Annotated in this window: 1 protein-coding gene; it reads right to left on the bottom strand. The window is 62.7% G+C overall.

Going from position 1 to position 263, the window contains the following annotated elements; genetic code table 11:
* A partial coding sequence (locus SB765_RS30695) for a hypothetical protein (protein WP_410932626.1) occupies positions 1 to 263 on the bottom strand: 263 nt, incomplete at both ends.

Raw genomic sequence — 263 nt, 5'->3', positions numbered from 1 at the left:
CGAGTTGAACGGCAATTCCGCGACCGCTTGCCCGCCCGCCGAATCCTCCCGGTTCGTGTGTTGCTCCGCGAACATCTTGAGGATTGCCGCCTTAATTGCCCCGTTTATCACCATCGCGAACGGGCCTGCCGTGCCGGCCTTGCTCGCGGCATCGAGCGCATCTTGATCCGGGTACACGTCACGATTCAGGTACGCGAACGCCGACGCCTCTGCACCGTCGAGCAACACCGCGCATACGTCATCTTCGACGCCCTCATCCTGCC

The sequence above is a fragment of the Pseudomonas sp. SIMBA_067 genome (assembly GCF_046534675.1).
Lineage (GTDB): Bacteria > Pseudomonadota > Gammaproteobacteria > Pseudomonadales > Pseudomonadaceae > Aquipseudomonas > Aquipseudomonas putida.
This window is presented reverse-complemented; position numbering and strand designations above follow the sequence as displayed.